18 protein-coding genes are annotated in these 22,037 nt (G+C 62.1%); 6 read left to right on the forward strand and 12 right to left on the reverse strand.

The features are described 5' to 3' along the window. Nucleotides 1–11: 11 nt before the first annotated feature. The 7 genes from RKE50_RS10355 to RKE50_RS10385 form a co-directional block, all read right to left on the reverse strand. On the reverse strand, nucleotides 12–1,502 hold the full coding sequence (locus RKE50_RS10355) for a class I adenylate-forming enzyme family protein (protein ID WP_350036324.1): 1,491 nt from the start codon (nucleotides 1,500–1,502) through the stop codon (nucleotides 12–14). Between the two features lie 18 nt (nucleotides 1,503–1,520). Next, entirely contained in the window at nucleotides 1,521–1,826 is a 306-nt protein-coding gene (locus tag RKE50_RS10360; RefSeq protein ID WP_350036325.1) for a hypothetical protein, read from the reverse strand. Between the two features lie 51 nt (nucleotides 1,827–1,877). After that, nucleotides 1,878–2,870, reverse strand: a complete 993-nt coding sequence (locus RKE50_RS10365) for a phytanoyl-CoA dioxygenase family protein (RefSeq protein ID WP_350036326.1) — start codon at nucleotides 2,868–2,870, stop codon at nucleotides 1,878–1,880. Between the two features lie 177 nt (nucleotides 2,871–3,047). Continuing rightward, entirely contained in the window at nucleotides 3,048–4,223 is a 1,176-nt protein-coding gene (locus RKE50_RS10370; protein WP_350036327.1) for an amidohydrolase family protein, read from the reverse strand. A gap of 142 nt (nucleotides 4,224–4,365) precedes the next feature. After that, nucleotides 4,366–5,439 carry an LLM class flavin-dependent oxidoreductase gene (locus tag RKE50_RS10375; RefSeq protein WP_350036328.1) on the reverse strand — a complete coding sequence of 358 codons (1,074 nt, stop codon included), beginning with the start codon at nucleotides 5,437–5,439 and terminating at the stop codon, nucleotides 4,366–4,368. Between the two features lie 6 nt (nucleotides 5,440–5,445). Continuing rightward, nucleotides 5,446–5,820, reverse strand: a complete 375-nt coding sequence (locus RKE50_RS10380) for a hypothetical protein (protein WP_350036329.1) — start codon at nucleotides 5,818–5,820, stop codon at nucleotides 5,446–5,448. Further along, nucleotides 5,817–7,487 carry a flavin-containing monooxygenase gene (locus RKE50_RS10385; RefSeq protein ID WP_350036330.1) on the reverse strand — a complete coding sequence of 557 codons (1,671 nt, stop codon included), beginning with the start codon at nucleotides 7,485–7,487 and terminating at the stop codon, nucleotides 5,817–5,819. The genes RKE50_RS10380 and RKE50_RS10385 overlap by 4 nt, the downstream gene beginning before the upstream one ends. Nucleotides 7,488–7,858: 371 nt before the next feature. Here RKE50_RS10385 and RKE50_RS10390 point away from each other — a divergent pair, with 371 nt between their 5' ends. The 3 genes from RKE50_RS10390 (at nucleotide 7,859) to RKE50_RS10400 (ending at nucleotide 11,888) form a co-directional block, all read left to right on the forward strand. Further along, complete coding sequence (locus tag RKE50_RS10390; protein WP_350036331.1) at nucleotides 7,859–8,353, forward strand: nuclear transport factor 2 family protein; 495 nt, start codon at nucleotides 7,859–7,861, stop codon at nucleotides 8,351–8,353. Nucleotides 8,354–8,380: 27 nt separating this feature from the next. Beyond that, the gene (locus tag RKE50_RS10395; protein WP_350036332.1) at nucleotides 8,381–10,762 is read left to right on the forward strand and encodes a CaiB/BaiF CoA-transferase family protein; all 2,382 of its coding nucleotides are present in this window, start codon (nucleotides 8,381–8,383) and stop codon (nucleotides 10,760–10,762) included. A 154-nt stretch (nucleotides 10,763–10,916) separates the two neighbouring features. After that, on the forward strand, nucleotides 10,917–11,888 hold the full coding sequence (locus tag RKE50_RS10400) for an AraC family transcriptional regulator (protein WP_350036333.1): 972 nt from the start codon (nucleotides 10,917–10,919) through the stop codon (nucleotides 11,886–11,888). Between the two features lie 22 nt (nucleotides 11,889–11,910). Here RKE50_RS10400 and RKE50_RS10405 read toward each other — a convergent pair whose 3' ends face one another. After that, nucleotides 11,911–14,127 (reverse strand): TonB-dependent receptor, encoded by a 2,217-nt coding sequence (locus RKE50_RS10405; protein ID WP_350036334.1) that lies wholly within the window; start codon nucleotides 14,125–14,127, stop codon nucleotides 11,911–11,913. 292 nt (nucleotides 14,128–14,419) lie between these two features. Between RKE50_RS10405 and RKE50_RS10410 the strand changes: the two genes are divergently transcribed. The 3 genes from RKE50_RS10410 to RKE50_RS10420 all read left to right on the forward strand — a co-directional run bounded on the left by RKE50_RS10410 (nucleotide 14,420) and on the right by RKE50_RS10420 (nucleotide 16,885). Beyond that, complete coding sequence (locus RKE50_RS10410) at nucleotides 14,420–15,238, forward strand: enoyl-CoA hydratase-related protein (protein ID WP_350036335.1); 819 nt, start codon at nucleotides 14,420–14,422, stop codon at nucleotides 15,236–15,238. 61 nt (nucleotides 15,239–15,299) lie between these two features. Next, entirely contained in the window at nucleotides 15,300–16,115 is an 816-nt protein-coding gene (locus RKE50_RS10415; protein WP_350036336.1) for an SDR family NAD(P)-dependent oxidoreductase, read from the forward strand. Further along, nucleotides 16,112–16,885 carry an SDR family NAD(P)-dependent oxidoreductase gene (locus RKE50_RS10420; protein ID WP_350036337.1) on the forward strand — a complete coding sequence of 258 codons (774 nt, stop codon included), beginning with the start codon at nucleotides 16,112–16,114 and terminating at the stop codon, nucleotides 16,883–16,885. The genes RKE50_RS10415 and RKE50_RS10420 overlap by 4 nt, the downstream gene beginning before the upstream one ends. Nucleotides 16,886–16,936: 51 nt before the next feature. Here RKE50_RS10420 and RKE50_RS10425 read toward each other — a convergent pair whose 3' ends face one another. The 4 genes from RKE50_RS10425 to RKE50_RS10440 all read right to left on the reverse strand — a co-directional run bounded on the left by RKE50_RS10425 (nucleotide 16,937) and on the right by RKE50_RS10440 (nucleotide 22,007). After that, nucleotides 16,937–18,040, reverse strand: a complete 1,104-nt coding sequence (locus RKE50_RS10425) for an acyl-CoA dehydrogenase family protein (RefSeq protein WP_350036338.1) — start codon at nucleotides 18,038–18,040, stop codon at nucleotides 16,937–16,939. A 45-nt stretch (nucleotides 18,041–18,085) separates the two neighbouring features. Then, the gene (locus tag RKE50_RS10430) at nucleotides 18,086–20,071 is read right to left on the reverse strand and encodes an outer membrane protein assembly factor BamB family protein (RefSeq protein WP_350036339.1); all 1,986 of its coding nucleotides are present in this window, start codon (nucleotides 20,069–20,071) and stop codon (nucleotides 18,086–18,088) included. 114 nt (nucleotides 20,072–20,185) lie between these two features. Then, entirely contained in the window at nucleotides 20,186–20,605 is a 420-nt protein-coding gene (locus tag RKE50_RS10435; protein WP_350036340.1) for a c-type cytochrome, read from the reverse strand. A gap of 145 nt (nucleotides 20,606–20,750) precedes the next feature. Then, nucleotides 20,751–22,007 (reverse strand): acyl-CoA dehydrogenase family protein, encoded by a 1,257-nt coding sequence (locus RKE50_RS10440; protein WP_350036341.1) that lies wholly within the window; start codon nucleotides 22,005–22,007, stop codon nucleotides 20,751–20,753. Nucleotides 22,008–22,037 lie beyond the last annotated feature (30 nt).

Genomic DNA, 22,037 nt, shown 5'->3' on the forward strand with positions numbered 1-22,037 from the left:
GGAGCGCCGCTTCAGGCAAACAGCGCCCTGAGTTCCCGACGCAGGAGCTTGCCCATTTCGTTGTAGGGCAGCTCCGGGATGAACACGATGGACTCGGGTTCCCGGGAAGAGCGCAGCCTCGCCTTCACAAAGTGGCGCAGCTCAGCCGGCTGCTCCTCTTCGCCGGGGCGCAGCACCACAACCGTCCCCACCGTCTCCCCCCACTCGTCGGAAGGGATGCCCAGCGCCGCGACATCCGCTACCGCGGGGTGCTCGCGCAGCACGTCTTCGATTTCCGCGGGAGAAATATTTTCCCCGCCGCGCACGATCACGTCGTCTGCGCGCCCCGAAAGAAAGAGATAGCCGTCATCGTCGAGGTATCCTGCATCCCGCGTAGGGAACCAGCCATCGGCGCCGCAGGCATTGCGCTCGAGGTATTCTCCGGACACCTGGGGGCCGCGGACGTAGATTTCGCCGCTCTGACCCGGCCCAAGTACCTTGCCCGCTTCATTACGTATCTCGAGCTCGACGGACGGCAGTGGGCGGCCCACGGAACCAAGGCGCTCGCGCACAAGAGGGTCGTGGCTGGCGAAGGCCGCACGGTGATCCTCGGGGCCGAGCAGCGCGATCGTGGAACTCGTTTCCGTGAGCCCGTAGGCGTTAGTGAAGTCGACACCCTCGAAGATTTCCAGGGCCCGCTCAATCACCGGCACAGGCATGCGTCCACCGCCGTACGCTATTGCGCGCAGGCTGGGCAGCTCCGGTTTGCCATCGATAGAGCCGATGTGGTCCACGATCCGCGAAAGCATGGTCGGGACAACGAAGGCGTTGGTCACGTTCTCACGCTTGCAGAGGTTAAGCCAGATGGCAGCACCAAAGTCAGGGAGCTGCACAATGCGGCGACAGGAATAGATTCCGCTCAAGACGGCAGAGATGCCCGCGATATGGTAGGGCGGCACCGTCACCAGTGCGCTGTCGCCTTCCGCTGCCGACATGAATTCTACCGAGCCGAGGATGTACGAAGTAATATGCTCGTGACGCAGGATGGCCGCTTTCGGAGTACCGGTGGTGCCGCTGGTGAAGAGCTGCACTGCGACCAGGCCGGGATCCTCCGGCCATGAAACGTCAGCCGCCGTCACCTGCTCTACTTCCTGCAGGAAATCCGGCCGCCGCTTCACGATCGACCCGCCACTGACCTCAAGCGTCGGAAGCACGGGATCGGTGATAATCAGCGCGGGCTCGATCCGGCTCAACAACCCATCAAGCTGCTCGTGCGTCAGTCGATAATTGAGCGGGACATAGGGCACACCGGCCATGGCCGCACCCATCAGCGCAACGGGTGCTGCTGGACTGCTCACATCGAGCAGAGCTACATACCTGCAGCCACTATTGCGAATCAGCACTGCCGCCTTTGCGGCTGCTTCGAGCACCTCCTTGTAGGTGAAATGAAGGTGCCCACTGGTCAGTGCCTTGCGGTCCGGGCAGGCGTCTGCCGCCATCTGAAGTAGCATCGCAATATTCATCGTTCCCGGACTCCGCGTTCAATCGGACGATGGCAATGCGGTGGGGGCCTTGACCTCCAGTGGCTCACCATCCGCAGCAAGGCCACCCTTCCCGCCTTTGACACAGACGACTTCTATCGAGCCCTGCGGGCTGATATAGCGTTTGCCGAGCTGGCAGACTTCATCACCGGCGTAATCGCCCGCATCCGAAGGGGCGGCTTCCGTATTCGGCACCATCGGCACGTCGCCGCAGGTGAGCGAGGAGACGCCCTCACATTTTACAACCATCACTTCTACATCAGACACGGCGCTCTTCAAGCGCATTCCCGTCTTTATTTCACTCATCGGTTCTTCTCCTTATGTCAACAACGGCAAGCAAAGCATGAGCCTGTAGCTTCAGGAAGGGCCTCGCGGCGCTCTGTCCCTGCTGCGCCTGCCAAACTCTTCGAGGGGACCGCCATCTCCGGAGGCCAGCATATTGTCACTGTCCAGGCCCTGCACCCACCCCAGCCACATACTCGCCCGGTACCCCAGCAATTGCTGAGCCCGGTAAGGAAGCGCTCTCGCGATTTCCGGTGGTGCCACCAGGTACTGGTTTTCCTCCTGGGTCAGCCAGTCAACGGCGATGGTCATGAGAAACGCCTGCCGGTGCTGGTCGGTACGGTTCGGCGCAAAGGCATGCAGCGTCCTGCCAAGCCAGAACACGACCGAGCCCTTCGGCATCACGGCCTGTGCGACCTCATGGTCTTCAGCCTTGCGCTCTGCAGGCCACAGATGGCTTCCGGGCACGAGTCGCGTGCCACCATTATCCCTGGTGAAGTCAGTCACAGCCCAGTTACAGGTGAGGATACACTCCTGCTGCTCGGGTCCCTGCCGGATAAAGGGACTGTAGATATCCATTTCGCGATGCAGGGGCTGCATCGCCTCCCCCTTGTAGACCTGGGTCGCAACGCCGGCACTCACGCGGTAATGGCTGCAGTTGGGGCCCTTCAGGGGATCGCGAGCCCTGGTAAGCTCGTCCAGCGATTCCTCCACACTGCTGTTTACGTGCTGGTCACCGGCAGACTGTGCCTCGGCAAGGGCGCCAGGCCCCATCGGGGTTCTCGGCAACAGAATGGCATCACTGAGTTCGAGCAGCAGCGGGTGCAGGAGCAGTTCCTCGCTGAAGCACGGGTCACGGCCGAACAGGCCCGTCAGCGCTTTCTTGTTGCCCACCGGACTCTTCGGATCCAGCGGCACGGCCTCAAAATGCGGCTCTATTGCAGCCGCCAGCTCATCGACAGTCGCAGGCGACAGCGCGTCTCTAACGATCACCGCCCCCGCATCACGCAGCGCGCTCGCAATTTCGGCAACGGGATCAGTGTAGGAAAAGGCTGGAATTTCGGTCATGAGGCCTCCTGTAGCCGACACTGGCTGTCACGTAAGTCCCCGCCAGGGACCGTGCACCCGGGCTCCCGGTCGAAAGCTGTGCGCCATCCGTGGCGCGTAGATCGCAAGACGGGGCGACCCGGGAGATCGGGCCGCCCCCCGCGCTTGCGGTACCAGGCAGGCTTTCGGGCACATCGCCTATACGGGAATCCTGTAGAGCTCGGCCGCATTGTCCTGCAGGATGCGCTTTCGCGTAGCGTCATCGAAGTGCGCCGTCGTTTTCTTCAGGTGCTCCCGCGCATCCGGGTACAGGCAGGTCGGGTGCGGGTAATCCGTTTCAAAGAGAACGTTTTCCACACCAAGCTGCTCCAGCACCGACTGGGGCGGCAGCTGCTCGAACCAGAAGCAGGCGTAGAGCTGACGCTTGAAGTACTCCGAAGGCTTCAGCTTCAGTCGCTTGAGCTCGTTGGGCGCCGCTTCCGTCAGCTGGTAATCCAGCGCCTGGAGATAGAAAGGCACCCAGCCGACGCCGCTCTCGACACTGACGAACTTGCATTCCGGAAAACGGTCCAGCACCCCGCTGTAGATCAGGTTGCCGAGGATCCTGGCGTTATCGAGGTAAAGGAATGCCGATGCGAGCGCCAGCCGCGCCTCCTTGCCGAAGGAAGGCCACGCGCAATGACCGAAAGCGTCGAAGCCCTCGGAGTTGGCACCGATGTGGAAGTTCACGGGCATCTTCAGCTGGCTGCAGGCATCCCAGAGCGGGTCCCAGTCAGGCTGCGCCAGGTCGGGCATGCCGAGTTGATCGGGGTCGTTACAGGTCACGATGCCGCGCAGCCCCAGCTCATTTACCCGCTGCACTTCCTTGACCGCCGCATCGATGTCCCACCACGGAACCAGCGCCATGGGGAAAAGGCGGTCCCCTGACTCCTTCTGCATGTCCGCCATGGCGTCGTTGTATACGGTCACGCACAGCATGCGCAGCTCGGGATCGCGGATCTTCAGGAAGCGAACGTTGCCGAAGCCGGCGACGTTGGGATACATGACCTGGGCATGCAGCCCGAGACGATCGAGGGACTCAACACGCGCAGGGCCGTCGTAGGACGACTCGTGGACATCTTCGATGGTGAACTTATTGAATTCGACGCCCGGCACCTTGGCAGCGTCGGCACCCTTCACGATCACGCTGTCGGGGCCGGCTCCACGCAGCGATACGTCGTTATCGACGAACCAGCGTTGACGACCGTCGACGGTCTTCACGTGAGGTACCAGCTCCTTATAGCTCGCGGGAACACGGGACGTCCAGAGATCGTGCGGCTCTGTGAAATGCGCATCCGTGTCTATGATTTTGATGTCTTCAAGAGTATCGGTCACGGTGAACCTCCTTCATTTAATTGACGATATCAGTTACCTAAGCTGCAGTGACGACTGCTTTCCCGTTGCCTTCACGCTCGTGGCGGACGGCTCGCCGGCGACGGCGTAGCGGTACACCGCTGTTCCCGGCGACAGCCCGGGGTTAGTTCACTTTGGCCAGGATTTTCTTTCCGAACTCCTCGATAAGCTCTCGCCCATCGGTGCCCACAACCTGGATTGCAATATGACGCACGCCGGCCTCTTCCAGCCTGTGTATGCGCTCCAGCAGTTGTTCCGGCGACCCGACGAAGGTCCTCGCTATGCCGCGCTCGTCAACGAAGGCCTCCTCACCCGGTTTCATGTAGACCAGGTGACCTTCGTGAACATCGAGATAGCGGCGGTCCGCCGGTGATCCGATTCCTTCGGCGTAAGCGTCGACGTACTCTCCGTAGCGTTCCCCAAGTTCGTCATCGCGGAGCCCGAGGCCGGCTCCGCCCCGGAGTGTCTCCCAGGCGGCGTGCGCCCTCGCCAGTACGGCCGGCCCGAGGCGCTGGACAACCCGGGGCGATGTCAGGCTTTCACCGTCCCTGAGGACGCAGGCCCCGGACTGCAGCAGGGTGGAATAGGGAGGTTCTTCATCGCCCCTCGCTTCGGCGATCGTTTCAAGGCAGCCCTGGATCGCCTTAGGCTGCTGTACGACCGTTATCCAGCCATCACCGTGCTCCGCTGCTATGCGCAGGGCACGCGGCCCGTTTGCCGCCACGTGCACTTCAATGGGGTCATCGAGGTTGATATAGCCCCGCGCGCGATCGCGGTGCAGCAGGCGAATCCAGCGCTCCGCATCGCCCTCGCGGAACAGGACATCCTCTCCGGCGAGCAGTCCGCGGACCTGCTGCACGTAGGACGACAGGTCCTTCACCTTGACCTGGTGGAGGCCCATGGAATTGCGCGCGGTTCCGCCGGCACCGATGCCAAGGATGACGCGCCCCGGCGCCAGCGCGTTGATCGTTGCCACGGCGGACGCCGTGACGGGCGCGATGCGATTGGTCGGAACAGCAACGAGAGTGCCGAGCTTGATGGTGCGGGTATGCTCGGCGACCAGCGCCATGGTGGCGTAGACGTCCGAATAGAGCAGTTGGGAATCGTAGAACCAGGCGTGGCTGAAACCATTGGCCTCGGCGATCTGCGCATCGCGCCAGGCATTGATGTAGGAGGGAAACGCTATGCCGAAATCCATTGTCTTCTACCGCTGTTTTCCAGTGTCCGGCGCGTCCAGGAGCTCTTCCGCAAACCTGGCCTCGATACGGCGATAGTGTTCCCTGCCGGGGTGCTTCTCCGTAATGGCTCCCCACGCTTCGCTGGAAGGCGCGAACACCCTGGCCATCTCGCTATTGCGGGTCTCGATGTCGGGCCAGCGGATAATCCAGGTCACAGTGGCGGCGCCCAGCTCATCCAGCGGCGCGCCGGCAACCTCGGCATCCGGCCCACGGGTCACCCAGAAACCCACGAGATCCAGGTGCTCACGCATGTAGGGCAATGCCCAGGCTGTCAACCAGTTCTCGTAGTCCGGAAGCGCTTTCGGGTCCAGGTAGTAGTTACGGATCTCGTAGATCATCATCGCCCCCGCTGACTTCTTTGCTCAGCCAAGTCTCGTTCTCCACCGCTGAACTTCAGGCGCCGGAACTCATCGGCAGCCAGCTCCTCGATCTTCTCTCGATACTTGACCATGCCGCCGGCATAGAACAGGAAAACCTCCGGCTTCCCGGGGATGTTATTGCCGAAGAACCAGCTGCCGACGTCCGACCTGAGCACCTTCGAAGCCAGCTCCCCGGCGTGGTCTCCCCACGCCTTTTCCTGCTCCGCGTCGACTTCCAGGCGTGTGGCCCCGGTTTTCCGCGCGTGCGCGATACACCGGCTCACCAGGTCACCGGTAGCCTCCGCACAGCGTGGGAAGTTCGAGAACACGGCTCCCCCTCCCAGGAACAGGTTAGGGAAACCCGCAACCAGGACCCCCATGAAGCTCGCAGGCCCATCACGCCAGTGCTCCTTGAGGGTCTCGCCGTCGATTCCGCGGATATCAAGGCGCTCGAACTCACCGGTGACGGCATCGAACCCCGTGGCAAAGATCAGCACGTCCAGTTCGTGTTCCGCGTCCGTCGTCTTCACCCCGGATTCGGTAATGCATTCAATGGGCGACTCCTTGACGTCAACGAGCTCAACGTCGTCCCGGTTGAATGCCTCGTAGAAGTTTGTCTCCATGGGCGGTCGCTTCGCGCCGAAGTGGTAGGTGGGGCAAAGCTTTTCAGCCACGGCAGGGTCTTTTACGCGCTCCCGGATCTTCCTGCGGACAAACTCCGCGTAGAGCTCATTGGCCTCCCGGTTGACCATGATGTCCTTGAAGTTGCCGAACCACTTCTTGAACCCACGTTCCTGCCAGATTTCTTCAAAGAAGGCCTCGCGCTCTTCAGCGCTCACGTCGAAGGTGCCGCGCGGGTCCGGCTTGTGCGGAAACCCGGTCAGTGTCGTCTTGCAGATCTCGATGATCTCGGGATAGCTGTCCTTGATTTCCTGCATTCTCCGCTCATCGATCGGCGCATTACGCAGCGGCAGACAGTAGTTCGGCGTGCGCTGGAATACCTTCAGATGCCTGCACTTGCCCGCGATACTGGAAATGATCTGGACGCCGGTGGAACCGGTACCGATCACGCCCACGCGTTTGCCAGTGAAATCAATCGGCTCTCTCGGCCAGCGAGCGGTGTGGAAGGACTGCCCCTTGAAATCGCCAATTCCAGGAATGTCGGGCAGATAGGTAGCGGAGAGGAAACCCACTGCGGTAACCAGGTAGCGTGCCTGCACGCACTGTCCGTCGTCGGTGGTGACGGTCCACAGGTCCTGTTGATCGTCAAATGCCGCGGCCGTCACCCGTCTCCCCAGCCGGATATGCGGGCGCAGGTTCAGACGGTCAGCAACGAAGTTCAGATAGCGCTCGATTTCAGCCGCGGGAGCAAACTCCGATGACCAGTTCCACTCCTGCAGCAGCTCATCAGAAAAGAAGTACGCGTAGGCCCAGCTCTCGGAGTCCAGCACTGCGCCCGGATATTGGTTCCAATACCAGGTCCCGCCGACCCCCTCGGCCGCATCGAAAGCCTGCACGTCGAGGCCCAGCTCCAGCAGACGATGGAGCTGGTAGAGCCCGCTGACACCGGCGCCGACAATAAGCGCATCGAGCTGCCTTACGGGAGCAGAGTCGATTTCCGCATCAATTTGTTCTTGTCCCTGCGGCATTCCGCTGACCCCAAAATTCCCTGACAGACCAGTGCACGTCGCCTTGAAAATCATGCGACGGGCGACGCTCAGTGCCTCCGCTGGGCGGGGCCTGAAGCGGGCGCCACTGGCCGTTAGCTATCAACTGCTGATTACGGCCGATAGTGATCGAACCGAAACCACACAATGATACTGATAGTGATATACTAGATGCACTCGGTCAATAGCATTCGCCGCAGTAGCGGCCGATAATTGCTAAATCGAACCGTCTCAGAGGATTTAGGTTATTTAAATATACTTATATGGATATAACAATCGCCCTCTTGAGCCTGCCAGGGACGCGCAGACCAACGGGGCAACCGAATGCCAGCGACAAGAACGGGGGCAGGCAGATGAGCAAGCGAGAACTCGAGGAACGTATCACCTATCTCGAAGACGTTGAGGCGATCAAGCAGCTCATGGCGGAGTACTGCGACATTGCGGACGAGGACCACAACGCCGACCGGATTGTGGGCATCTTCACCGAGGACGGAGTCTGGGATGGCGGGGAGGATGGTGTCGCGCGGGGCCACGACGAACTGCGGGCCCTGTTCGACCGCTTCCGCGCAGAGATAAGCTTTTCCCAGCATAACGTGTTCAACCACCGCATCCGGGTGGACGGAAACACCGCTCACCACGACTGCAACTTCTTCGGCGCTTTCACTTTCCGGGAAAGCAACGCCCGCTGCTGGCTCCTCGCGCGATCCGTAGACCTGTGCGTCAAGGTCGACGGGCAGTGGAAGCTGAAACACCACAAGGGGTACGGCATGGCCTATCCCTTTGAAGAGGGCTGGCCGCTGGACGACCCGGCCGAGGGCTTCGCCAACCAGCAATGGCGAGGCCCCTGAGTTGGCTGTAAGCAGGGAGGCCGCACGGTGTTAGCACCCTACCGGGTCCTCGACCTCACCGACGGCCCCGCGCAGCTGGCGGGCTACATGCTTGCACAGATGGGCGCAGACGTGCTGCTGCTCGAGCCTCCGGAGGGCCATCGGAGCAGGGCCCTCCGGCCCTTCGCCAACGACTCTCCCGGGCCGGACGCTTCGCTGACCCACCTTGCCTACAACCGCGGCAAGCGCTCAATTGTTATCGAAGAGGAAGGCGCCTTGCGCGCCCTCGCCGGCAGGGCCGACATCCTTATCGAGAGCGGCGCAATGGCCGTTGATCTGCAGGCGCTAAGGACGCTCAACCCCACCCTGATCACGGTTTCGATTTCAGCGTTCGGCCAGACCGGACCCAAGGCGGGCTGGGCTGCCACCGACCTGACTGTGTGCGCAGCAGCGGGGACGCTGGGTATGACCGGCGATGCGGACCGAGCACCGGTGCGCGTCTGCGCACCGCAGGCCTTCGCATTCGCCGCCGCCGATGCCGCCTGCGCGGCACTCATTGCTCTCGCGGAGCGTTTCCGCTCGGGGCTGGGCCAGCACGCGGACATTTCAGCACAGCAATCCTACCTCTCTGCAACCCAATTCCAGACCCTCGCACCGCTGGTCGGCAAGCCCGCCGCTACCCGCCTCGGCGGGGGCATCCAGCTCGGCCGAGTCACGGTTCAGACCGTCCACAGGTGCGCGGACGGCCACGTGATCGGCTCCTTCCTGTTCGGCCCGATCTTCGGTCCTTACGCAAAAAGACTCTTCCAGTGGATTCACGAAGAAGGTCAGTGCAGCGCATGGTGGGCCGAAAACGACTGGATCACCTTCGGCCGGAAAGTCGACCAGGATGCGTCCGCGCTTGAAGCCATGAAAGAAGGTACGGTCATCCTGCAGCGTTTCCTCGCAGGCAAAAGCAAGGACGAGCTCTTCAGGGCCGCGATGGAACGACGCCTGCTTCTGGCCCCGGTGATGACAGCCCGGGACCTGCTCGAGTTTGAGCACCTGAGAAAGCGAAACTGGTGGCAGGACGTTGAAGGCAGCCGCGCCCCGGGCGCGTTCGCCCGCGCTCCGGCATCGCCCTTCAGGATCCTCGGGCGCGCACCCGCCACGGGTGAGCATACTTCAGAGCTTCGCGAACACCTGGAATCCACACCGGGGAAGCTGCCCACCAAGAAGCGGGAGAGCCAGCACGGCCCGGCCCTCGCCGGCCTGCGCGTTCTCGACTTCACCTGGGCGGTGGCAGGACCGGGCAGCACGCGGATCCTTGCCGACCACGGCGCCACGGTTATCAGAATCGAGTCACAGCACAAGCTCGACGTATTGCGAGGCGCGGGGCCTTACCTGGGAAAGGACGGCGAACCCGAGAACTCGGTTTCCTGGCACACCGCTAACGCCGGCAAGCTGGGACTCACGCTGAACCTCAGGCACCCGAAGGCGCGGGAAGTCGTGCTGGATCTCGCCCGCTGGGCCGACGTAGTCGTCGAATCGTTCTCCTCCGGCACCATGGCAAGGATGGGTATCGGCTACGAAGACCTTCGCGCGGTCAAGCCCGACCTCATCATGCTGTCGAGCTGCCTCCTCGGCTCCACGGGCCCGCTGCACGCATACTCAGGCTTCGGCGGCGCGGGGGCAGCCATCGCAGGCTTCTACCCGCTGACCGGCTGGCCGGACCGGCTTCCGGCAGGCCCTTATGGCGCCTACTCGGACTATACGTCCCCACGGTTCATGGCGGCGGCAATCCTGGGGGCCCTCGAGTGGCGCCGTCGCACCGGTGAAGGACAGCACATCGACTTCTCGCAGATGGAGGGCGCGGTCCAGATGATCGCGCCACAGCTGCTGGAGGAGGAGGTCAACGGCAAATCGATGGAGCGATGTGGAAACAAGGACCGCAACATGGTTCCGCATGGCGTCTACCCGGTTCCGGGACGTGACGCATGGATAGCCATCGCCTGCGAGGACAACCAGCAGTGGCAGGCGCTCGCCACCTTAATGGATCGTCGGGACCTGGCCGACCTCTGCCTGGATGAACGCAAGAGCAGAAGCGATGAACTCGACCAGGTCGTTGCCGCATGGACCGCCAATTGCGACGGTGCAGCCCTCGAGGCTCAGCTGCAGGCGGCAGGCATTCCGGCCCACCGGGTTTCCTACGCGGCCGATATCGTTACGGACCCGCAGCTGGCACATCGCAACCACCTGGTTCGCGTCCCCCATGCTGAACACGGAGAAACCTGGGTGGAAGGGACACCGATACACTTGTCGCGCACACCCGGCGGGCCCCGGTGGGCGGGCCCGACGATGGGCCAGCATCTCTTCGAGGTGTTGACGGACGTTCTCGGCTACGACGACGGGACAATCGCTGATCACATCGCCTCGGGGGTTTTCGAATGAGCCCCGGCCTGAAACGGACTTTCCGCTGACGGTGGCTACAGCCCAGCCGCAGACCGTTAAGACAACCGCCCGGGGAACGCGAGGAGTCCGGCAGGGCTTGTTGACCGCGCCCGGGGAGGGGCTTGACGCCGGGACAGTGCCCGCGAGAATTCCCATGGCGCTGCTGCAGGTTGCGCAAAGCCACGGTGTCTCGCGAGCCAGGCTGATGGCTGGCTCCAGGCTGCGGGCTGACTGGCTCATGCATGAAAATGCCTGCGTGCCCGTGACAAACCTCTACCGTCTGATCCGCTGCGCCCGCGACGAGGTCGACAATGACAACCTGGGGCTCCACGTTGGTCGCGTGCTGCATATCAATCATCGTGACGAGATCTGCTACGTGTCACGCATCAGCTGCACGCTCAGAGAGGTGTTCAGGAATTTCCCGCCGGTATCCAGAGTGATCGGAGAGCTCGGCAAACTCGGAATGGTAAGGCGAGGCGCCGAGTATCATATTGTTTGGGAGCCGGTGGAGAGCGACCCTGTCGTGAATCGCTTTCTTACCGATATGCTGTTCAGCTACTCCGCAATGAACCTGAATACGCTGTGCTACCGACCCTTGAAGATCCTGGGGTTGATGCTTTCCTACCCGCGCCCCGACGACATTTCGGAGCTCGTCTCCTCCTACGGGTCCAGCCGGCTGGCGTTCAGTCAACCGATCAGCGCGATCCGCTACAGCGTGGAGACCCTGGATTACCGCGTGGTGGATACGTCGGTGAATATCCATGACAGTCGGCTTGCCTGGCTGCAGGAGGTATTCCGCAGCGACCAGCAAACCGACGCGTTTACCGGCAGGCTGAAACAGACGATCACGCTGACCCTGCCCGTCGGGCAGCCTACCGTCGGCAAGATTGCGGCGCGGCACAACCTGTCTCGCCGGACCCTCCAGCGAAAGCTTCAGGAAAGGAACACCACCTTCCGGGAACTGCTGGAGGGCGTGCGCCGCGACCTGGCGCTTCATTACCTGCAGGATAAAGGCCTGAGCGTCAAGTGCACTGCCCTGGCCCTGGGCTACTCCTGTCCCGAAGCGTTCACCCACGCCTTCAAGGCCTGGTACGGAAAACCACCACAAGCCGTTTGTCGGCGCTGATACGGCAGTCTCCGTCGCCCGATCAGAACTCCAGCCCAAGCCGGAAGCCGACCCGACGCGGAGCACCGAGCGCGTGGTAGCTAACCGGAAAGCCTGCGGCCTGGAACATGGTCGTGGCGTAATCTTCATCCCCCGCATTCTCGACAAACAGCTGCGCGGTCAGGTCACCACCCGTCGATGTCCAGCCGACCCGGAGGTTGAACACGCCGTAGGCGTCCTGCTCCTCGTAAGCGCTGTTATCGGGGCCGAAGAACATCGACGACTGATAGCGGCCATCCGCCTGAAATACCAGCTCACCTACTTGCCCGGCCGGGAGTCGGTAGCGGATAGCACCATTGAAATTCGATGCCGGGGCGGTCGACAGCTCGTTCCCGTCGATGCTCACACCATTGACAGTGATAGTGTCGGCCGTTGAGATTTCCGAATCGAGCAAGCCGCCTCCCAGGGAGAACTCCCAGTTACCGGCGACCGCCATTAACTCCAGCTCGGCACCATAGATGTCCGCCTGTCCAAGATTCAGGAAGCGTATCACCGGAGTTCCCGAGTCCGGATCACGCTCTCCCGCGTTGGCCTGCAGGCCCTCGAAATCCATGTAGAAGATGCTGCCATTCAGGCGCAGTCGCCCGCCCAGCAGCGTCGCCTTGGTACCCAGCTCGAACGCGTCGACCACTTCCGGATCTACGGGCCCGATCAGAGCAGGATCGGTGATACTCGACGATGTATTGAAACCGCCACTTTTGAAACCGCGGCTGTACTGCAGGTAGTACATCGTCGCCTCCCGCGGCCGCCACTCGAGTGCCGCCCGCCCCGTCACCTCGGTGCTGGACACATCAATCTGAGGCTGGGAGAAATCGAAGCTGCCAAAGAAGTTGTTGGTCTTGAACTCTGTCAGCTCCCGGGTCTCGTCGGTCACCCGCACCCCGGCGGCCAGCGTCCATTCCTCCGAGAGCGCGTACTCACCGTGGCCGAAGAGCGCGAAAGACTCCGTTTCGACGGTCTTGTCCGCATTCTGCAGTGAGAAATCATTGAGGAACACCTCTGTGAACGCCCAGCGCTCATCCGTGTAGTAGTAGGCGCCAAGCAGCCAGTCGAGGCGATCCGTCGAGCCCTCCAGGCGGAACTCCTGGCTGAGCTGCTCGACTTCACTGAGATAGAGCGTGTCCCAGAACTGCGCGGCGACATGGGTTCCGGTGAAGTCCTGCTGGAGGAACATATCCACTTCTTCGTAGGCTGTTATCGAGGTGAAATCCCCCCAGGCCGTAGACCAGTCCACCTTGAGATAGCCGCCCAGGCCATCGGCCTCGTTGGCAAACTCATCGTGGCGGGAATAGACGTGTTCGGCAGACGGCGATGGGTCCACAAACCCCACTTCATTGCCGCAGCGCGAGTTCAGCACATCGGCCGCGGAGCAGGTTGCTCCGGTTTCGAGGTCCAGGTTGCCGAAGAAGGCGTATCCGGCGAAGGTGGAATCGGCATCCGATGCGTGGACATTGGCCTCGAAGCGCAGGTCCGGCGTCGCGTCGTACTGGATGATCGCGCGTACAGACTGAGCATCGGTTTTACCGAAGCGCGAACCGTCGACGCCCCAGTTGCTGCGAATGCCATCGTCCTCATTGTGCTTGAAGGCAACCCGTGCGCGCAGGCGATCCGACAACGCCCCACCCAGGGCACCCTCTACAATACGTTGATCAAAGGATCCGACCTGGGCCTCGAGGTAGCCCTCGGTTTCCTCCGTGGGCTTGCGGGACAGGTAATGCACCAGGCCGCCCGTGGTGTTGCGTCCGAACAGGGTGCCTTGCGGCCCCCTCAGGACCTCGACACGCTCGAGGTCGAAGAGCTGATTGCCCACCGTGCCCATGTGCGCCTGGAACACCTCGTCGATGTAGGTGCCCACGGACATCTCGTTGACGAACTCGAAATCGGCATAGCTGACCCCGCGGATACTCATATAGGGTGGCGACCCGGGGCCCCACTGCTGCTGCACGGCAAAGTTCGGGACCATGTCCGACACCTGCACCCCGTTCTCGAAGCCGAAGTCCCTGACCATGTCACCGCTCAGCGCCGTCACCGACAGGGAAACATCCTGAACGTCGCGCTCCCTGCGCGTGGCGGAGACAACCACCTCTTCGAGGACTCGCACCGTGCCGGCGGCATTGTCGGCCTCCTGTGACCGGGCGCCATGGGCGGCTCCGAGGAGGACAGGTCCCACAATGAGCGTTCTCACGATTCGGCTGTACATGTTTCTGCCTCCTTTATCGTTATCTTCACAGCTGCCTAAAATACCCTTTTAGGGGCGTATTAAGATTATTTATAAATACTTTTTGGTGCGATTTCGCATCTATTACCGCGATTAGAGCAAGCCTAGACCAATTTACATATACTTGTGATATTTTTTTGTCTAGCATTTGTCATGGCGAAGGGGGTGTACGGGTACCCGCTCTGCAAGGCGGGCTGGAGGGCGGGATGCCCGGGTAGCGGGCCAGCCTGGAATTTCTGAATCGAGACAAGCAGCCGCTGGAGGGCGATACACCATGCCGGGTAACGCGTTTTACGAGCACGAGATGAAGCAGGAGAACTACGATGCCATCAGGATAGAGAAGCATCCCAACGGCGTCGTGGTCGCCACGCTCAACAAGCCGGAAAAACTCAACGCCGTCGATCCCAACATGCACCTGGAGATCCTCGCCCTGGCGCGCGACCTCGATGAAGACCCGGACGCCAAGGTCATGGTCCTCACCGGCGCGGGGCGCGCGTTCTGCGCCGGCGGTGATTTCTCGCCGAGCCAGTCGCGCTTTTCCGGCGATAGAATCTGGCGCCAGGCGCGCCAGTTCCTCGACGACTACCTGGATTGCGAGAAACCGATTATCTCGGCGATCAACGGGCCGGCCATGGGGTTGGGGTTCATGATCGCCCTGCTGGCCGACGTGGTGTACGCAGCGCGCAGCGCCACCATGGGCGACACGCACACGCTGATCGGCATGGGCTGCGGCGATGGCTCGCAGGTCATCTGGCCGATGGTCATGGGGCCCTACAAGGCCAAGTACTACCTGATGACCGGCGAGACCTTCTCAGCGGAAACCGCCGAGGAACTGGGCCTGGTTAACTTTGTCGTCGAAGACGATGAGCTGATGGACAAGGCCATGGCGCTTGCCAATCGCCTGGCGGAGGGCCCAGGCATGGCCATCTCAGCCTCAAAGATGGCGCTCAACAAGCAGATCAAGGCCGTGGCCAACCAGGTGCTTCCCTACTCGCTGATGCTGCAGAAGTTCTGTCTGTACAACTCGGAAGATGCAGCGGAAGCGATGGACGCGTTCCGGAACAAGCGACCCCCAGAATGGAAAGGCCGTTGATCATCGGAAGCGGCTGGCTACACAACAGGAAGGAAAGTTCACAACGTATGGGGGGCGTGCGGTGCTGGAAGCATTGAGGCTTGATGGTCGTGCTGCGATCGTCACCGGGGCAGGGAGAGGCCTGGGCAAGGCGATGGCGATCGCGCTGGCGAAAGCGGGTGCAGCAGTGGTGTGCGCCGCCAGAACGCAGAGCCAGATCGACGAGACCGTTGATGAAATCCTGTCTCTTGATGGCACCGCTACGGCAGTGTCAACGGACGTCACCTGTTCCGAACAGGTGGACGCCCTGGTAGCGAGCTGCGCAGCTTCTTTCGGCCGTATCGATATCATGCTCGCGAACGCGGGAGCCGGTACTTCGCACACGCCCTTCTGGGAGTATACCGATGAGGAGTTTGAGCTCGCCCTGGCACTGAATCTAAAGAGCACTTTCTACTGCGGTCGCGCCGCCGCAAGGGCTATGATCGCCGGGAAGCACGGCGGCAGCATTATCAACGTGTCTTCACTGTCCGCCTATCGTGCAAACCCGATTTTTGCCTACCCGACGGCCAAAGGTGGTGTGCTGGCCCTCGGCAAGTCGCAGGCAAAAATTCTCAGCCCCTATGGAATACGGGTAAATACCATCGTTCCCGGCCTTGTGCCCCAGAGTGCCCCAAGGGATGACGTAGAGGCCGACCACCGCCGCCGCATCGGCGGAAGGATGGCGGTAGGCCGGGTGGGAGAATGCTGGGAGCTCGGTCCCCTGGCGGTCTATCTCGCCTCCGACGCCTCCAGCTACGTCACCGGGGCCAACTTTATTATCGATGGCGGCGACCTGGCCGGCGGGATCGCACCGTCCTATTTCGAGCCGTACAGTGACCTTGAAGGCGGTACAGCATGAGCGGCGTTGTGGAGCATTTCGACCTGACGGGAAAAAAGGCTGCCGTGGTGGCGGCGGACGCTCCCGGCGGTGCTGCCGTTGCCAGGGCCTTTGCGGAGGCGGGCGCGGAACTCGCGTTGATCATTGCGCACCATAGCGACGTGACAGAGGCCCTTCGCGCAGATCTCGAGTCGCAGGGGATACGCGTCCACATTGTGCTCGCCGACCTCGCCGATCCCGGCGGCGTCCGGGAGGCCGTGTGCGCGGGCGCAGAACAACTGGGCAGGCTGGACATCCTTGCCGGCTGCTCCGATCTCTTCTTTGCAAAGCCGCTGGCCAGCACCAGCGACCTGGAAACGACCCGCGTGATGGCTGCCAACTTCGGCGCCCAGTTCGCAGCGCTGAAAGCGGCCGCCGAGGCGATGGAAGCAGCGGGCGGCGGCAAGGTGCTGCTGCTCACGCATGTACTCGGCGAGCGCGGCGTCGCAAACACTGCCGCCTATGCTGCGTCGCAGGCGGCTACGCAGAGCCTGGTGCGATCGCTCAGCAGGGAACTGGGCGCAAAGAACATCACGATCAACGCCATTTCCCTGGGCTGGATGGACTGGATGGACGAGCGGCTGGCGACAGGCAGCGGCAGCGGCGCATCGCCGATCGGGTTTTCGCTGCTGAAACGCGCGGGGACGGCTGATGACCTCGGTCCGCTGGCAGTGTGGCTGACCGCCAGTGGCTCTGATTTCGTTACCGGCCAGATTTTTCGCCTCGACGGCGGTCTGGCACAGCATCGATGATTCTGAAGGACGAGCGGCGCTTATGCTGCCGGGCGCCCACGGCTCTGCCATTCAATAGAGGAGCCGGCTGGCCAATCGCTCTTTCCAACCGCCTGATCTTCCGAAAGACTGTTCCAGCGCTTTGGCTCTACGCAGGTAGAGGTGACAGTCGTACTCCCAGGTGCACCCAACCCCGCCGTGCACGTGCAGGTTTTCCTGTGCACAGAACTCAAAGGCGTCACTGGCACTGATCCTGGCAACACACGCAGCGATGGGCATCTCTTCCTTCGCGGAGGAAACCGCCCAGGCGCCGTAGTAGCAGTTTGAGCGGGCGATCTCCGTCTTGACGAACATGTCGGCCATGCGGTGCTTCATTGCCTGGTAAGAGCCGATCGGCCGACCGAATGCGAAGCGCTCGAGGGAATAGTCCCGCGCCATTTCGAGGCAAGCCTGCGCACCGCCCAACTGTTCAAAGGCGGTAAAAAGGACGCCGTGATCCAGCAGGTCGGCAACGAAATCCTCGCCGCCCGCAGCGGGCTTCATCAGATCAACGGACGCCCCGGAAAACTCGACGGTGGCAGCCGGTTTTGTCCGATCAAATACAGGCAACGCATGCCTGCTGACGGCTGGCTGATCAAAGTCAACGATCCCGACACACACCTCACCGGATTCATCGCGGGCGACGAAGGTGGCGAAGTCGGCGATGAGACCATCCGGCACGTTCACCTTGGTGCCGTACAGGCGGCCATCGCGCAGCGTCGCCTGCATCGTGGCCGGCGCCGTCACTCCACCGGCCTCAGCCAGGGCGAATGTGCCGATAAGTTCACCACTGGCCAGCTTCGGAAGGTAGCGCTCCTGCTGCTCCTCGGAACCACCACGGAGAATCGCCTCACAGGCGAGGTAGATCGAAGATGACACCGGCACGGGCGAGATAGCGCGGCCCAGCTCTTCAGCAACGACCGCAAGCTCGAGACTGCCGAAGCCGCATCCGCCATACGCCTCGGGTATGGTGACGCCAAGCCAGCCCATCTCGCCGGCGACAGTCCAGAGTTCTCGGTCGATCCCGGTTCCGGACTCCAGCACGGTCCTCGCCCGCTCCATCGGTGCATGGTCGGACAGATAGGCTCTGACCGTATCCCTGAGCTGCTTCTGCTCCTCTGAAAAATCCAGGTTCAAAGCAAATCTCCGTGCTAAAGAGTCAGCTCGCTCCGTCCTGCACGATCACGGCAGGGACAGCGCGACCCATTGGGGGAACTCCCCCTTCTCGCCCACCGCGACCAGGATGAACTGCTTGCCATCGTGCATGTAGGTCATGGGGGCACCCGTAGTACCGGCAGCGAGCTCCGTTTCCCAGACAACAGCGCCGGTCTCCTTGTCGTACGCCCGAAACTTGTTACCGCCCCCGCCACGCGGTGTCGAGAACTGGATAGAAGCGCCCTCACCAATGAACAGCAGGCTCTTTGTCAGCAGCGGTGCCGGGCGTCCGCCGTTGCCCAGGGGCGGCAGGTCGAGGTCCTTCAGCCGTGGGTGGTCGCGCGGGCCGTCGCCATTGGCCGCCATCCAGACGGTGTCACCAGTGTTCATATCGAAGGCCGTTATGCGGCCATAGGGCGGCTTGACCAGCGGAAGACCATCCGGTCCGTAGATCAGGTAGGCATCTCCCTCGTCTACCTGTCGATCCATGGTGTCCAGGAGATCTTCCACCCCGTCGATTTCCGTAAACTCCAGCGAACTTTCCAGCAGCTCTGACGGCCCGTGGGCGTACATGGTCAATGAATCTACCAACGGCGGGGGACGAACGAGGCTCTTGATCCAGGGATGGGTGTGAGCATAAACGTAGAAAAACTGCGTCTCCGGATCGAAGGCCCCACCGGTCCAGCTGGCACCACCCAGCGCCCCCGGCAGGACTAGCGTTCCCTTGCCGTGACCCGGGGCCTCGACGGAAGGCGGGGTGAAGAGCGGCCCCATCAGGTAGGGCTTGACGATTTCCAGCGCTTCGGCCCGGAGCTCGGGCGTGAAGTCGATCAGGTCGTCCTCCGTGAACCCCTGCCGGTCGAAGGGTGCGGGCTTGGTCGGGAACGGCTGCGTGGGCCAGGCGACCTCACCTGGGGTCGTAGAGGCCGGTACCGGACGCTCCTCGATGGGCCATACCGGCTCGCCGGTCACCCGATCAAAGGTGAACAGGAACCCGTGCTTGGTGGGCACCATCACGGCCTTGATGGCCTTGCCGTCGACCGTGAGGTCGCCGAGCACGGGCTGCGACGAGAGATCGTAGTCCCAGAGGTCGTGGTGAACCAGCTGGTAATGCCAGATACGCTCCCCCGTCTTCGCATCCAGGCAGAGGATGCTGTTGGCGAAGAGGTTCTGCCCGGGTCGCTGGCCGCCATAGAAGCTGGCAAAAGGCGATCCGGTGGCAACGTAGACGTAGCCCAGCTCTTCATCAGCTGTCAGCGGTGCCCATGCCCCCATACCGCCGCCGAGCTTTGCGGAGCCATCTTCCCAGGTGTCGTAGCCAAACTCGCCGGGACGCGGCAGCACGTGAAAGGTCCACAGTGGCTCACCGCTCCTTACGTCGAAGGCCCTGATATCCTCTGAGGCGACGCCCTTGCGCACCGCAATATCGTCAGCGCGGCCACCGCCGATAACGATCACGTCACCGGCAACGATGGGGCCGGAGGTCCCCGCGTCCGGCAACGGACCGCCCGGCCCCGGGCGCGCCAGACTGACCTTTCCACCATCGCCGAAATTCCGATCGAGACGACCGTCCTCAGCATCGACCGATAGCAGGAATTCACCGCGCGCCACGATAATGCGGCGCTTCTTGCCGTCGCTCCAGTAAGCAACGCCGCGGGTGGGGAAGCCGGCAAGCCCGCGGAACCCCTTGTAAACAGGCTCCTGCACCCAGAGGGTCTCGCCCGTACCCGGGTCCATCGCCTCTACCAGCCCCAGCGCATTCGAGCTGTAGAGCACACCGTCGATCATCAGCGGCGTCGAGTAGAAGTTGGAAACGGGGTTTATATCGGGCTCCTCTTCCAGCAGGTCCGGATCCACACCGGGACGCTGCCAGGCGATCTGCAGGCGATTTACGTTCCCCGCGTTAATCTGGTCCAGCGGCGAGTACTTGTTACCGTTCTGGTGCCCTGAATAGAAGCGCCACTCCCCTTCGACTTCCGCAGCGCCCACCATCATCGCACTGCAGAAAGTCATAGCCGCAGCGAGGGCAGCGCCCCGACATTCTTTTCGAACGCCGGACCCCCGCTTGTCAGCCCGACCGAACATGCCAGTATTCATCTGCTGCTACCCCCTCGCCTTTTCGATCATTCATTTCTCCAGCGATATCATCATCTGCTGCAGTTCTTTAGGCTTGCCCGTCAATTCGTTCTCGCCGGCGGGGAACCCATTCTCCTGGAAAAGGAATGCGGTGATTGCGAAAGTTTCCTTTCTGCTCAACGTGCCCGGTTCATCGGCTGGCATCGTGGAACGTATGCGGCTATAGATGTCTCTCACGCTCTTGCCATTCCAGCGGGTCACGAACCCGGCCCCCCGGAGCGGGGGCGCCGGAAACATTCCCACCAGGTTATCTGCGTGGCAGTTACTGCATTTGTCCATGTATTCCTGCCGGCCATATTCGGCCTGCTCAATGCTGTAAAGACCGGACCAGATGGATACCTTCGCGGCCTCTGCGGACTGGCCGTGCATCGACAATCCCGACAGCTGCAAGACAAGCAGTGCTGCAGCCACCGGGAAACATCGTAGAAGTCTCACTGTTCCTTACCTCTTTTCATCGATCGCCGCCGGTGCAAGGTCGCGCTGCGTAGACCCTGCGTCAGGCCGACTGAACAGAGCCTGCGGCGGACCGGGGACAGACCCTTCGCCGACGGAGCGATCATCTGATTGCGCTCTTCAACTCGGAAAACGCAAGATTCTTGTCCGTGCGCGGCTCGGGTGGCAGCCCGAGAATTCTCTCCGCGATGATGTTCTTCATGATTTCGTCGGTGCCTCCCGCGATACGAATGGCAGGAGCGACGAGGTAGCTGTGCTCCCAGCGCCGGAAGGCGGCCAGCTGTTTTTCGTCGGCGAGGTGACCGCCTTCCACGAGCAGGTCCAGGGCCAGGGCACCGGCCTGTTGCTGGAGACGGCCCTCGATCAGCTTGCCGATCACGCTTTCGCCGCCCGGCTCCTCTCCGTGATGGATAGCCGTCATCATCCGGTAGGCGGTGAACTCGAGACCCTTCCACGTGACGTAGAGATCGGCGATCTTCTGCTCGAGCGCTGCATCCCGCGGGGCACCGCGCGAAGTGGCGTCTGCCACGACGTTTTTCGCAAGCGAAAGCAGGTCGTCTGCACAGGGGAGCTTTTCGCCTGCGGGTCCCGGGGTGCTCGCGGAAACAGCCCCGCGCTCAAAATTCAGCGTCGTCATTGCGACGGACCAGCCGCTACCCACGGGCCCGATCCGGTGTTCGTCGGGTACAGGCACATCATTGAGGAATACCTCGCAGAAATCCGAGTCGTCCCAGATCTGCTTCACGGGGCGGACCTCGATACCGGGGGCCTTCATATCCACGACGAAGTACGTCAAACCCTGATGCTTGGGCACATTCGGGTCTGTTCTGGCCAGCAGGATCGCCCAGTCAGCGACCTGCGCCCCGGAGGTCCAGGTCTTCTGCCCATTGACCCGCCAGGTTCCGTCTGAATCCAGCCGCGCCCGGGTGCGCACCGCGGCGAGGTCAGACCCTGCATCAGGTTCACTGAACAACTGGCACCACACGTGCTCACCCCTGATCATGCCGGGAAGCCACTGCGCCTTTTGCTCTGCCGTCCCGTAGCGAATGATCGTCGGCCCCGCCTGGGCGTGGCCGATATGAAAGACATTGGGCGGGACATGGAACTTGTCCTGCTCCTGCGTCCAGATCAGGCTCTGCACAGGCGTTGCGCCCTGCCCTCCATACTCTTTCGGCCAACCGAGACAGGCCCACCCCGCGTCGGCTTTCAGCGCCTGCCAGGCCTTGCTTGCTTCCAGCGAGGACAGCTCATCCTCATCGAAGGCCTCCGGGGCGCCCTGTCTGACCCGCGCATTCGCCGCCAGCCATTCGTGGGCTTTCCTGCGGAACTCCGCTTCTTCAGGTGTATCCTCAAAGTCCATGCGCTGTTCGCTCTGCAATCATCGTAGACG

This window comes from Pseudohaliea sp. (assembly GCF_040217025.1).
Taxonomy (GTDB): Bacteria; Pseudomonadota; Gammaproteobacteria; order Pseudomonadales; family Halieaceae; genus Pseudohaliea.